This is a genomic window from Rhodococcus sp. NPDC080181 (genome assembly GCF_040702225.1).
Classification (GTDB): domain Bacteria; phylum Actinomycetota; class Actinomycetes; order Mycobacteriales; family Mycobacteriaceae; genus Rhodococcoides; species Rhodococcoides fascians.
This window is the reverse complement of record NZ_JBFBKN010000031.1, coordinates 12,574-25,542: the sequence shown is the minus strand read 5'-3', so window position 1 is coordinate 25,542 and position 12,969 is coordinate 12,574. Positions and strand designations below refer to the sequence as shown.

13 protein-coding genes are annotated in these 12,969 nt (G+C 64.5%); 11 read left to right on the top strand and 2 right to left on the bottom strand.

From position 1 onward, the window contains the following. Positions 1-1,050 carry an ABC transporter substrate-binding protein gene (locus AB0O58_RS23860; RefSeq protein ID WP_045841986.1) on the bottom strand — a complete coding sequence of 350 codons (1,050 nt, stop codon included), beginning with the start codon at positions 1,048-1,050 and terminating at the stop codon, positions 1-3. Between the two features lie 135 nt (positions 1,051-1,185). Here AB0O58_RS23860 and AB0O58_RS23855 point away from each other — a divergent pair, with 135 nt between their 5' ends. From AB0O58_RS23855 to yhjD, 9 genes are all read left to right on the top strand, one after another. Beyond that, positions 1,186-1,860 carry a response regulator transcription factor gene (locus tag AB0O58_RS23855; RefSeq protein WP_032371022.1) on the top strand — a complete coding sequence of 225 codons (675 nt, stop codon included), beginning with the start codon at positions 1,186-1,188 and terminating at the stop codon, positions 1,858-1,860. Continuing rightward, positions 1,857-2,831 carry an ATP-binding protein gene (locus tag AB0O58_RS23850; protein ID WP_032400119.1) on the top strand — a complete coding sequence of 325 codons (975 nt, stop codon included), beginning with the start codon at positions 1,857-1,859 and terminating at the stop codon, positions 2,829-2,831. Before AB0O58_RS23855 ends, AB0O58_RS23850 begins: the two co-directional genes overlap by 4 nt. Before the next feature lie 98 nt (positions 2,832-2,929). Further along, positions 2,930-4,360: a DUF4173 domain-containing protein gene (locus AB0O58_RS23845; protein ID WP_366238873.1), complete on the top strand. Its 1,431-nt coding sequence runs from the start codon at positions 2,930-2,932 to the stop codon at positions 4,358-4,360. A 41-nt stretch (positions 4,361-4,401) separates the two neighbouring features. Further along, positions 4,402-4,686: a DUF6412 domain-containing protein gene (locus AB0O58_RS23840; RefSeq protein WP_032366681.1), complete on the top strand. Its 285-nt coding sequence runs from the start codon at positions 4,402-4,404 to the stop codon at positions 4,684-4,686. Between the two features lie 61 nt (positions 4,687-4,747). Beyond that, positions 4,748-5,137, top strand: coding sequence for a DUF6412 domain-containing protein (locus tag AB0O58_RS23835; RefSeq protein ID WP_052061440.1), 390 nt, complete (start codon positions 4,748-4,750; stop codon positions 5,135-5,137). 63 nt (positions 5,138-5,200) lie between these two features. Then, positions 5,201-6,103 carry a membrane protein insertase YidC gene (gene yidC, locus AB0O58_RS23830; RefSeq protein ID WP_052061439.1) on the top strand — a complete coding sequence of 301 codons (903 nt, stop codon included), beginning with the start codon at positions 5,201-5,203 and terminating at the stop codon, positions 6,101-6,103. Between the two features lie 52 nt (positions 6,104-6,155). Next, positions 6,156-6,962, top strand: a complete 807-nt coding sequence (locus AB0O58_RS23825; RefSeq protein WP_082079239.1) for an exodeoxyribonuclease III — start codon at positions 6,156-6,158, stop codon at positions 6,960-6,962. 202 nt (positions 6,963-7,164) lie between these two features. After that, positions 7,165-8,205, top strand: coding sequence for a tryptophan--tRNA ligase (trpS, locus tag AB0O58_RS23820; RefSeq protein WP_032400118.1), 1,041 nt, complete (start codon positions 7,165-7,167; stop codon positions 8,203-8,205). 86 nt (positions 8,206-8,291) lie between these two features. Then, positions 8,292-9,311 (top strand): inner membrane protein YhjD, encoded by a 1,020-nt coding sequence (gene yhjD / locus AB0O58_RS23815; RefSeq protein ID WP_027496411.1) that lies wholly within the window; start codon positions 8,292-8,294, stop codon positions 9,309-9,311. Between the two features lie 43 nt (positions 9,312-9,354). Here the strand turns inward: yhjD and AB0O58_RS23810 are convergent, their stop codons facing one another. Next, positions 9,355-10,671 carry a D-alanyl-D-alanine carboxypeptidase family protein gene (locus tag AB0O58_RS23810; protein ID WP_032374652.1) on the bottom strand — a complete coding sequence of 439 codons (1,317 nt, stop codon included), beginning with the start codon at positions 10,669-10,671 and terminating at the stop codon, positions 9,355-9,357. 260 nt (positions 10,672-10,931) lie between these two features. Between AB0O58_RS23810 and AB0O58_RS23805 the strand changes: the two genes are divergently transcribed. After that, on the top strand, positions 10,932-11,882 hold the full coding sequence (locus AB0O58_RS23805; protein ID WP_032374683.1) for a substrate-binding domain-containing protein: 951 nt from the start codon (positions 10,932-10,934) through the stop codon (positions 11,880-11,882). Between the two features lie 27 nt (positions 11,883-11,909). Then, positions 11,910-12,968, top strand: a complete 1,059-nt coding sequence (locus AB0O58_RS23800) for an ABC transporter permease (protein ID WP_032366677.1) — start codon at positions 11,910-11,912, stop codon at positions 12,966-12,968. Position 12,969 lies beyond the last annotated feature (1 nt).

The window sequence follows — 12,969 nt, the reverse complement described above, 5'->3', positions numbered from 1 at the left end:
TCAGGACGTGATGGTGGTGGCGGTTCCGCCGAGCGCCTCGGACATTGCCGGAGCCACCTTGTCGATCACGTACGGCAGGCTCAGCACACTCGTGAAGTAGATCGCCCCCGCCGTCACCCCATCGGTGAAGACGAGGTTGCCGTCCTTCACCGGCTGCAGAGCGTTGTACACCGGTTCCTTCTCCAACTGGCCGCGATCGCCCGGGTTCTCCGTTCCCCAGATCAGCACATCTGCAGTGTCGAGGACCGACAGGTTCTCCAGCGGGATGCTCGCCTGCGCACTGCCGTCGGCCGGCACGAACGCGTCGATGTCGTCGGGGATCACAAAACCGAGCTTCGTCAGGAAGTCGGTGCTCAAACCGTCCTGGTACGCGATGGCCTTGCCCTCGTAGAACGCGTTCTGCAGGAAGATCGCCTTCTTCCCTGCGAACTCGGGGTGAGCCGCCGCGGCATCGGCGAACTTCTGATTCACACCGTCGATGAGTCCGTCCACTTCGGCTTTCTTACCCAACGCCCGGCCGATCTTCTCCGCCTGTACGTCCCAGGGCTCGAAGTAGGCGGTCGACGCGTCGGACTGGGCGAGCGTGGGTGCGATGTTGCTCAGAGTCCGGTAGCTGTCCGCGGTGAGACCGGCGTTGGTGGCGATGATCAGATCGGGCTCGAGGGCGGCGATCTTCTCGGTCTCGAAACCGTCGCCGTTGTTGGTGAGCACCTCGGGCTGGGCATTTCCCAGCGCGGCCCGAGCCCAGGGCCAGGTCGCGTACGGCTGGTCGCCGTACCACTCCGTCACTCCGACGGGGATCACGCCGAGGGCCAACACCGTGTCCTGTTCGGTGTATCCCGCCACCACGACGCGCGTGGGTTCCTCGGGAACGACGGTCTCGCCGAACGCATGCTTTACCGAGACGGGAAAGACGCCCGAGCTGGCGGTCGTGGGGGAGTCGGGGCCGTCGGACGTGCCGTCGGAGTTCGAGCAGGCGCTCAGTAGTCCCGCCGTGGTCAGCGCGATCGCGCACACCGCCAAAGTTCTCCGAAGTGGTCGGGTACGCATCGAGTGGGCCTTTCGTCAGGTCGGGTATCGAAAGGAAGGGTAGCCCACCCTTAGTTCGACTTTCAGGTCAACCTTCACCGAACCTCCACATTTCCCGACGAAGTCCTCCATGTCCGACCTCTAGGGTCAATTCTCATGAGCCGCACAGTTCTCGTAGTCGACGATGAACCCACGATCTCCGACGCCGTGGCCGCTCGACTGCGAGGCGAGGGGTACGACGTGGTCACTGCCGCCGACGGCCCCTCCGCGGTGGAAGTGTGCGGCCGGATCGACCCCGACGTGGTGGTGCTGGATCTGATGCTTCCCGGTTTCGACGGACTCGAAGTGTGTCGACGCATCCAGGCATCCCGGCCGGTACCGGTACTGATGTTGACGGCCAAGTCCGACGAGACCGACATGCTCGTCGGGCTGGGCGTCGGTGCGGACGATTATCTGGGCAAGCCGTTCAGCATGCGTGAACTGGTCGCGCGTGTGCACGCTCTCATCAGGCGCGCCGAGCGCGTCGTCACTCCCGAGCAGTACACCACTCGAATCGGCGACGTGCACATCGATCACCGGGAGCGACGCGTCTCCACCGACGCGGGCGACATCCACGTCACCAGAACCGAATTCGACATCCTGGCGTATCTGGCCGCTCGACCTCGCACGGCGGTGTCCAGGGAGACCCTGCTGTCGGAACTGTGGGGTTGGGACGATTCGGCCAGCAGTCGTACCGTCGACAGTCATGTGAAAGCGTTGCGGCGCAAGCTCGGTGGCGACCTGATTCGTACCGTCCACGGCGTCGGATACGCCGTGGAGGCACCGCGATGAGGCCGATGCTGCCGCGTCCGCTCGATCCCTTGCGGTCGTTCAAACTCAAGGTCTCGCTCGTGGTGGGCATCGTGCTGGTGCTGGCGAGCGTCGTCTTCTGGATCGGGGCCGGCTGGCAGTTTCGCTACACACTTCTCGCCGCATTGATCGTGTCTTTGGCCGCAACACAATTCGTCGCGCACGGCATGACGTCGCCCCTGCGAGAGATGACCTCGGCAGCCAAAGCGATGGCGCGAGGCGACTATTCGACCCGGGTGCGTGCCACGTCCCGCGACGAGGTGGGCGAGCTCGCCACCGCGTTCAACACCATGGCGAGCGACTTGGAAGCCGCCGAGAAGTACCGCCGCGAGCTGATCGGAAACGTCTCCCACGAGTTGAAGACTCCCATCGCTGCCTTGCGGGCAGTGCTCGAGAACATGGTCGACGGGGTGACCGAACCCGACCCGGCCACGTTGTCTGTCGCCCTGGGCCAGACCGAGAGACTGGGAAACCTGGTGACCGAACTGCTCGATCTGTCGAGGGTCGAGGGCGGAGTGCTGAGCATCGTCCCGACGGAATTCCCGGTGCGCCCCTTCCTCGAGGAGGCGACCGGCGTTCACCGAGAACGAGTATCGATCGTCGTCTCACCCGGTGCCGGGACGGTCGTCGCCGACCGCGCTCGAATGACGCAGGTGATCACCAATCTCGTCGACAACGCCGTACGGCATTCGCCGCAGTCGGGCACGGTGAGTATCCGAGCGCATCGAACCGGGGACCGGTTCGCGTTCGATGTTCGCGACGAGGGTCCCGGCATCGCACCGGCCGACCGTCACACGGTGTTCGACCGGTTCACTCGCGGCGGATCCACCGACGGCGGAACAGGTCTCGGACTCGGAATCGCACGGTGGGCCACCGAACTGCACGGCGGGACCATCGACGTTCTCGACAGTGAGTCGGGCTGCCACATCAGAGTGGCCATCCCCGAGCGCTGACAACCCACCTTCTTTCACACACCCACTCACCTCGACTGCTCGTCCCTGGACCGCAGCCGCGGTTCGGCATGCCTCGAACACAGAAATGGATCCCAGCCATGACCACGATCGGAATACCCATGCACCCCAGAACGCGGCCTCGTCGGTCGCTGTGGAGCCCTCGAACCTGGCCGGTGCTGCGACACTCTCGGGCACCCCGCGCGGCACTTCTAGGAGCGCTTGCTGCCGGGCTCGTCGCGACAGTGATATTGGGCTACAACAACTTCGGCGTAACCATCACCGCCGCAAGCATCATGGCTGTCGTCGTAGCGGTACGGCGTGCGTCGTTGTCGCCGTGGGAGTGGGTGGGTGTGGCGGGGGTCCTCGCCTTGTCCAGCGTCGCGGCGCTACGAGAGGCGGAGTGGATCGTCGCTCTGTCCGTTGCCCTTGCGGTCGTCGTCGGGTCGGTCGTTCTCTCGCGGGCCTGGACTTGGACGGGCATCGCTCTCGGCGCCGTGCTGCCGCTGCTGCTGCCCTTGCGGGTCGTGCGGTGGACGCGACGAGGGGCGGGAACCATCGATCTCGACGGGCCCAAGCCGATCCGAATCGGCGTGGTCGCCGCCGTCACCGTCGCGCTCTGTGTGGTGTTCGCCGCGCTGTTCGGGGCGGCGGATCGACGTTTCGCGGATGCTCTGGGCTCGGTCACTCCGCAGTTCGATCTCGGATCGATCTTCGGGCGAGTGGTCGTATTCGTACTGACGGCTGCAGGTGCGCTCGCCGCCGCATACGTGGCCGTGCATCCGCCGCGCTTCGACCGCCTGGCGGCAACACCGCGTCGCACACTTCGGTTGTGGGAGTGGGCAATACCGCTCGGCGCTGTCGTCGGCCTGTTCGGCGTGTTCGTCGCCTTTCAGATTCCGAGCTTGTTCGGCGGCCAGGGACACGTTCTGAGCACCGAAGGTTTGACCAACGCCGAGTACGCACGGCAGGGCTTCTGGCAGTTGCTGACGGTGACGGTATTGACCTTGCTCGTCATCGCGGTCACCGTGACCAAGGCCGAACGAACGGACCTACGCGACCGACTTGCATTGCGGGTTCTGCTCGGCGCGCTGTGCGCACTGTCGGTGGTGATCGTGGCGTCGGCGTTGCATCGAATGTCGTTGTACGAGGAGCAGTACGGCTACACCACCCTGCGGCTGTTCGTCACCGCGGTCGAATGGTGGTTGGGTTCGGTGTTCGTACTGCTGCTCGTCGCGGGCGTACGGATGTCGGGTCGCTGGCTTCCGCGAGCAGTCGGCGTGGGAGCAGTGCTGACCGTTCTCGCGCTCGCGGCCGTGAACCCGGACGCGTACATCGCGCGGCAGAACGTCGAACGGTTCGAGGAGACGGGGCGGATCGACGTGTTCTACCTTGGCGGGTTGTCGGCAGACGCAGATCCCGAACTCGATCGCCTACCCCAACGTGTTCGTGAGTGTGTTCAGGCCCGAGGCCCGGTCTCGTGGGGAGACAGCTGGTACCAGTGCACAGACCCGACGGTATCTGTACCCTGAGCAACGACTCGACGATCGGTGACGAAGGACGGAGGTGCACGATGGGCTATCAGAACCTCGTCGTCACGTCGGTGCTGTTCTTCACGCTGCTGCTGACTACTCCGGCCGGACCGGCGGATCTCGCGCTGATCATCGTCGCTGCTCTGGCGGCGGCGGTGTTCTACGCGCATCGTGCCGGGGCGCTGAGCCTTCTGTACCGTCCGTCGAACGTCGGACCGAATGCGGAGGAGCGCCACCTTCGTGGCTCGTTCCGACGTCAACATCGCCCCGACGCACCCGGTCGCCCGCAGCCGCGAGCACCCGGTCTCCTGGTGGGAGCGCTGTAGTTCGACAGCTCTCCCACACCTCACGCGCCCCTGGTCCACGAGGTTCATCGGGAGAATCACTATGTTGTCCATCGACAACGCCACCCGCCGTGTCGGTTCGACGGCTGCATTCGACGTAATTTCCAGGCGTGCGGTGTCGCCGTGGCGAGCCGCAGTGGTCACCCTTGTCGGGGTGGCGGCAGTCCTGCTGGTCGTCTTCGCCGTCGTCGATGCCCAGCCCGCGGCCCAGATAGCGATGTTCGGTGCGTTGGTGGCTGCGGCACTGCTGGTGACGGGTGCATCGGCCGACGTCCTCGTCGTGGTGCCGCCCGCGTCCACAACCGCCGGATCCGACGGCGGCAGACTCCGCGGGGCCTACCGCAGACAAGAGCAACCCGACACGCCAGGCCGCCCTATGCCGAGAGCACCCGGATCGGTTCACGGACCGGATCGGTGGCTCCAGTTCCGCTGAGCCACTGCGAGATCCGGTCGAGACGTCATCCGACCGATTTCTCTCTCAGTGAGGCACTCCATCATGCTCGATTTCGTCTATTACCCCGTCTCCGCGGTGCTGTGGTTCTGGCACCGGGTGTTCGGTTTCGTGCTCGGCCCCGACAACGGCGTCGCCTGGGCCTTGGCCGTCGTATTTTTGGTCTTCACGCTACGAACGCTGTTGATCAAACCGTTCGTCGGTCAGATTCGTTCACAGCTCGCCATGAAGAAACTCCAACCCAGGCTCGAGGAGGTACGGAAGAAGTACTCCGGTGACCGGGCTCGACAGGCCACGGAAATCCGCACAGTGCAAAAGGAACACGGGGTGAACCCACTGATGGGTTGCCTCCCGCTGCTCGCGCAAGCACCGGTGTTCATCGGTCTGCTGCACGTGTTGCGCTCGTTCAACCGGACGGGAACCGGGTTCGGGCATCTCGGTATGTCGGCGCAGGAGAATGCGAGTACAGCCAACTACGTGTTCGGTGCGGGCGATGTGCAGTCGTTTCTCGACGCGCGGCTGTTCGGCGCACCGATCTCCGCTGCCGTCAGTAGCTCTCGAGATGTTCTCGAAGCGTTCGGTCCGTTCGGTGGGGTGCCGTCGGTGTGGAGCATCGCGGTCGTCGCGGTGCCGTTGATGATCGTTGCCGCGGTGGCTACCCACCTGAACTCCCGGGCATCGATCGCGCGTCAGGATGCGGCCGCCGCGGCGAACCCGCAGACCGCGATCATGAACAAACTCGCGCTGTGGGTCTTCCCGGCCGGGGTGCTGATCGGTGGCCCGGTGCTGCCCGTTGCGGTGCTGCTCTATTGGGTGAGCAACAACATCTGGACCTACGCCCAGCAGCACATCGTCTACCGACGGATCGACCGGGAGCCGGTCGCGGTGCCGTCGATGACTTCGGCGGTGACGGCTCCGAAGCCAAGAGCCAAACCGAAGAGAAGGTGAGCCTGCGGAGGCCACCTGCCGGTTGTCGGTGGCCTCCGCTACGGTCGTCGGCGTGCCGATCACTATTTCCACTGTCAACGTCAACGGGATCCGCGCGGCTGTTCGCAAGGGCATGCTTCCGTGGCTCGAGGCCACCGATGCCGACGTCATCTGTCTTCAGGAGACACGCGCCAACGACGGCGAGCTGACCACAGCACTGGCCCCGGCCCTCGATGCGGGATGGCATCTGGCGTCGGCGGAACCGTCGGCAAAGGGACGCAACGGTGTAGCCCTGCTGTCGAGGGCCGCGCCGGAGGCGATCAGAACCGGCATCGGCGTCGCTGAATTCGCCGACGCGGGTCGCTACATCGAAGGAGACTACGGTGACGTCACCGTGGCGAGCCTGTACCTGCCGTCGGGCGAGGTGGGGACCGACCGACAGGACGAGAAGGAACGCTTCATGGCTGCGTTCGCGAAGTATCTCGCCAAGACCGCCAAGGCAACGACGTCCGCCGAGCGCGACGTCGTGGTCTGCGGCGACTGGAACATCGCCCATACCGAAGCAGATCTGAAGTCGTGGAAGACCAACCGCAAGAAGTCGGGTTTCCTGCCCGAAGAACGTGAGTGGGTATCGCGATTGCTCGCCGAGAAGTCACCGTGGACCGACGTCGTGCGTGAGCTGCACCCCGGCGTCGAGGGGCCGTACAGCTGGTGGTCCTACCGCGGTAAGGCGTTCGACAACGACGCCGGGTGGCGCATCGACTACCAACTCGCCACCGGTGATCTGGCCGAGCGTGCGAAAGAAGCTGTCACCGAAAGAGCGGAGGCGTACGACCAGCGGTGGTCCGATCACGCGCCGGTGACGGTGCGCTACCGCTAGGAGCGGAGCCTGCGGAGTGACCGGGGTGTTAGGAGTGGAGCCTGCGGAGTGACCGGGGTGTTAGGAGCGGAGTCTGCGGAGTGACCGGGTGGTGGGAGCGGAGCCTGCGGAGTGACCGGTGTGGTGAGGAGCGGAGCCTGCGGAGCGACTGGTGTGGCAAGGCAATCGGTACGGGTCGGGGACGGCGTGAAAAGATTGCCGCATGTCTTCTCCTGACTCGATCGACACGTCGCAGGGTCCGCGTCGTCGGGTGCTCTCGGGCATCCAACCGACGGCGGATTCGTTCCATCTCGGTAACTACCTGGGTGCTGTGCGGAACTGGGTGGAGTTGCAGGAGGAGTTCGATGCGTTCTACTTCGTTCCCGATCTCCATGCGATCACGGTTCCGCAGGACCCGAAGGAATTGCGTCGGCGCACCCGGATAGCGGCCGCACAACTGTTGGCGGTGGGTATCGATCCCGAGAAGTCGACGTTGTTCGTGCAGAGCCAGGTTCCCGAGCATGCGCAGTTGGCGTGGGTTCTCAACTGCATCACCGGGTTCGGCGAAGCCGGCCGGATGACGCAGTTCAAGGACAAGTCCGCCAAGCAGGGTCGCGATCACACCAGCGTCGGGTTGTTCACCTATCCCATTCTGCAGGCCGCGGACATCCTGCTGTACCGGCCGAATCTCGTTCCGGTGGGCGAGGATCAGCGTCAGCATCTGGAGTTGACTCGCGATCTGGCGCAGAGGTTCAACTCGCGGTTCAAGAAGACCTTCGTGGTTCCCGATGCACACATCATCAAGGGCACGGCCAAGATCTTCGACCTGCAGGATCCGACGGCGAAGATGAGCAAGTCGTCGTCGAATCCGGCGGGCATCGTCAACATCCTGGACGATCCGAAGGTGTCCGCGAAGAAGATTCGTTCGGCAGTGACGGACAACGAACGCGATATCGTCTTCGATCCGGAGAACAAGGCAGGCGTCAGCAATCTTCTGGTGATTCAGTCCGCTTTGTCCGGGAAGAGCATCGATGATCTGGTCGCCGGTTACGCAGGCAAGGGCTACGGCGATCTCAAGTCCGACACTGCCGACGTGCTGACCGAGTTCGTGGTTCCGCTGCGCGAACGAATGGACGGATTCATGTCCGACGTAGCCGAATTGGATCGCCTCCTCGCTGCCGGTGCGGATCGAGCCAGGGAGGTCGCGAGCAGAACGCTGGCTCAGGTGTACGACAGGGTGGGGTTCCTTCCTCCCGGCGCATAGACCTGTCAGTACACGATATTCGCGCTACACGACATTTCGAGGACACGGCCCGAACAGCCGCCGACGACAGCGAAAAGGTGAGTGCCATGCCCGATTTCAAGGCCATGCTCGACGATCGGCGTGCTCGGTGGCCGTGGCTGGATCACACTGTTGTTGCCGCGCAGCGGTATCAGGGGCAGAAGGGCGATTACTACGCCGCTGGAATGACGTATTTCAGTGTGCTGGCGTTGTTTCCGCTGCTGATGGTTGCATTCGCCGTTGCCGGGTTCGTACTGGTGAATCAGCCCGAATGGCTTGCCGAGATTCAGTCGCAGATCGCCGAGAACGTCCCCGGTAGCTTCGGTGAGACGATCAGCTCGCTGATCGATACCGCGATCGAGTCCCGTACCGGTGTCGGTGTCATCGGCCTGCTCGGCGCGCTGTACGCGGGGCTCGGTTGGGTGGCCAATCTGCGTGAGGCCCTGACCGCGATGTGGGAGAGCCAGCACGAGTCGGGTGGATTCCTTGCGACCAAGGCCAAGGACCTCGCGGCTCTGCTCGGCCTGGGAGCAGCTCTGGTGCTTTCTCTCGGGCTGTCCGCGTTGGCCGGGGGCGGCGTCATGCGTGGCATTCTGGAATGGTTGAACCTCGATTCCGTTCCCGGCGTCGGAGTGGCGCTGCGGGTCTTCTCGATACTGCTCGCGCTTGCCGGAACGTGGGCGCTGTTCACCTGGGTGATCTCACGTCTGCCCCGCGAACCGGTGTCGTGGCGCAGTGCGGCCAAAGGTGCACTGTTGGCCGCAGTCGGTTTCGAGATCTTCAAGCAACTCGGCGCGATCTACCTCGCGTCCGTCACGAGCGGGCCCGCCGGAGTCGTGTTCGGTCCCATCATCGGTCTGTTGGTGTTCGTGTTCACGACGTCGCGGTTGGTGCTGTTCTCGACTGCGTTCGCAGCCACCACTCGGGAGAGCCTTGCTGACGCCCATGTGCCGGCGCCGGACCCCGCGGTGATCAACACCCGGGTCGAGGTGAGCGACGGCCCGGGTGTCAAGGGTGGTCTGGCCTTGGTGGGCGCGGGCGCTCTGGCCGCTCTGGGTATCGCTGGACTTCGCAATCGGCGACGCTGATCCGAGGCAACCTACCTGCGAATGTGAGAGGCGGCGGGGGAGTTCAGGGGCGGCGAGACAGTGTGCGTGCGCCCCACAGCAAACCGGCCACGACCAGTGCACCGATGACCCCGATCGCGATGCGCACGACCGTGTCGCCCTGCGCCTGCAGATCGGATTGTCGGGTACCCGATTCGGCACTCGACGCCGACGCAGGGGGTTGAGCAAGGGTTGGCACCGCGCTGGTGGCACGTGTACTCGTCACCGGCGACGTGGAATCCGGTTCGACCAGATCGCCGACGCTGCTGCTCGTATCCAGGGCGAACCCGTAGTCGAGCAGCCGAGCCGCCTGTTCCCACGGCCGGATCGGTAGTACGTCACCCTTCATGAGCGTCACGACCAGACGGCGACCGTTGCGTTCGGCACCCGCCACGAAGGTCTGCCGGGCATCGTCGGTGTAGCCGGTCTTGCCGCCGAGAGCGCCCGGATAGTTGTAGAGCAGCTGGTTGTCGTTGGACAGCGTGAAACCGGGGCGGTCTTGGTCGTCGGGGATCGTGGGATCCTTCGGATAGCCGGGAAACTGCACGTTCTCGGTCGAAATCAGTTGCGCGAAGGTCGAATTGCGCATGGCCTCCCGGTAGAACAGTGCCAGGTCGTAGGCCGAGCTCGCCATGCCGGGCCCGTCCAGGCCGGAGGGGGTCGCGGTCCGTGTGTCGAGCGCGCCCAACTCTGCTGCCTTGGCATTCATCTTCTCGACGGTCGCGGCGTCACCTCCCAGCTGAGCCGACAAGGCATGCGCGGCATCGTTTCCCGACGCCATGACCAGGCCCTGCAACAGTTGCAGATTGGTGTAGACACCGTTCTTCCCGATGCCGACGGCGCTGCCTTCTGCGTCGGCGTCCTCGGCCGTCGCGGTGATCTGTTTGCCGAGGTCCAGCTCGTCCAGAGCGACGAGGGCGAGCAGTATTTTGATCGTGCTCGCCGGTCGGTGCCGACCGTGTGGATCCTTGGCGGCTACCACCGATCCGGAATCGAGGTCTGCCACCACGAACCCGGTTGCCGAGATGTCCGCGGGCAGTGGGGGCGCGCCGTCCGGCACGATCGCGCCGCACTCGGCCAGTCGGGATCCGCCCACCGGGTCCGCCGGGATCGGAACCGGTTGTGGCGCAGTGCTACCCGGAGCCGGAACATCCGAGGAATCGATCGCCGGGGGCGGCGAGGCCGCGAACGGGCACGCGTCGGTGTTCGGCGTCGTGAACGGTGGCGTCGTCGATACGACGGGTGGCTCGACTGCCGGCTGCGCCGATGCCGGGCCGCCGCCGACGCCGGCGAGAGCGAGAGCTGTCGCCCACACGGCTACGAACTTTCGAGTCCTTTTCATCGCGAATTACCATAGGCGCTGCAGAGGTCACCGAGGCCGCGACCCACCGGGGAGCGGGCCGGTTCGAAGGCCCTGCCAAACTACGTCCATCGTCTGTGATCGGCATTACGTTGTACAGACAGTGATCCGCCGAGCTGTACTACCGACAGCTCGGTCGCCCGAGAGGAACCCGGATGACATTTCGACAGGCGGCCCGTACCGGCTCGCTCCGCTCGGTTCGACGCCGCGCCGGTGGGGCGGGTGTCGCACTCGGGTTGGTGATGGTGCTGACGCTGACGGCCTGTTCGAGCACCGGTGGGGCTCCACGATCTACCGACAACGGCAGCAATGCGGGAGTGGCGAACACGCCTGCGGCGACGGTAGCGATGATCACGCACGAGGTACCGGGCGACACGTTCTGGGATCTCATCCGAAAGGGAGCCGAGGCCGCAGCCGCCAAGGACAACATCGAGCTCCGCTACTCGGCCGATCCGGAGGCACCCAATCAAGCCAATCTCGTTCAGAGCGCGATCGACTCGAAGGTGGACGGCATCGCTCTGACACTGGCCAAGCCCGAGGCCATGGCTCCGGCTGTCGAGGCGGCAACCGCAGCGGGCATCCCGGTCGTCGCCTTCAATTCCGGCTACGACGCATGGAGCGCAATGGGGGTGCAGCAGTACTTCGGTCAGGACGAAACCATCGCGGGTAGGGCTGCCGGGGCGCGGCTCACCGACGACGGTGCGCGAAAGACCTTGTGCATCATCCAGGAGCAGGGTGCGGTAGCGCTCGAAGCACGCTGCGCAGGAGTTCGACAGGGCTTCACCGGGGGCAGCACCGAAATTCTGAACGTCAACAGCAAGGACATGCCGTCGGTCGAGGCGACGATCACCGCGAAGCTCCAGCAGGACCCGAGCATCGATCACGTGGTAGCGCTCGCGGCCCCAATCGCACTGACCGCGGTGCAATCGAAGACCAATGCCGGTAGCGACGCCACCGTCGTCACGTTCGACACCAACGCGGCTCTCGTCGACGCGATCGAGTCCGGTGACGTCGCCTGGGCCATCGATCAGCAGCCCTATCTGCAGGGTTATCTCGCCATCGACTCCCTGTGGCTCTACCTCAACAACGGCAACACCATCGGCGGCGGCACCCCGGTGCTCACCGGCCCGGCCTTCGTCGACTCGACCAACATCGAGGCCATCGCCGAGTACGCCCGCAACGGAACTCGCTGAGCGTCGTCCGGACGCGGAAGGAACATCATGCCAACACAGGCCGACCCGGCTTCGGGAACGCACGCCGTGATCCTGGACGAGCGGGTGAAGAAGCAGAAACCGTTGCAGCGCTTGCTGATTCGCCCAGAGATGGGTGCCCTGTTCGGTGCGATCGCCATCTTCGTCTTCTTCTGCATCGTCGCGCCGCCGTTTCGGTCTCCCGAAGCGCTGGCGACCGTGCTGTACGCGTCGTCGACGATCGGAATCATGGCGATCGGTGTCGCGCTGCTGATGATCGGCGGCGAGTTCGACCTGTCCACCGGGGTCGCGGTCACGTTCTCCTCGATCATGGCCTCGATGCTCGCCTACAACCTGCATCTCAACGTGTGGACCGGAGCTGTGCTGGCGCTGGGCCTGGCATCGGCGGTCGGCTTCGTCAACGGGTATCTGGTGACGAAGACGAGAATTCCGTCGTTCCTGATCACGCTGGCATCGTTCCTGATGCTCACCGGCATCAATCTGGCCGTCACCAAACTCGTCACCGGACAGGTTGCGACCCCGTCGATCTCGGACATGCAGGGCTTCGACTCGGCGAAGGCCGTGTTCTCTTCGTCGTTCTCGCTGTTCGGGGTCTCCATCCGTATCACCGTCGTGTGGTGGGTCGTGTTCACACTCGTGGCCACGTGGGTGCTCATGAGAACTCGCATCGGTAACTGGATCTTCGCCGTCGGCGGCGATCAGGAATCGGCCAGGGCCGTCGGTGTTCCGGTGACCAAGGTCAAGATCGGCCTGTTCGTGTTCGTAGGGTTCTGCGCGTGGTTCGTCGGGATGCACCTGCTGTTCGCGTTCGACACCGTGCAGTCCGGCCAAGGCGTCGGCAACGAATTCCTCTACATCATCGCGGCAGTCATCGGAGGGTGTCTGCTCACGGGTGGGTACGGCACCGCCGTCGGAGCCTTCATCGGTGCGTTCATCTTCGGAATGACCAACCAGGGCATCGTGTATGCCGGATGGAATCCCGACTGGTTCAAGTTCTTTCTCGGCGCGATGCTCCTCTTCGCCGTGATCGCCAACAACTCCTTCCGTAACTACGCGGCGAAAAGGTGAG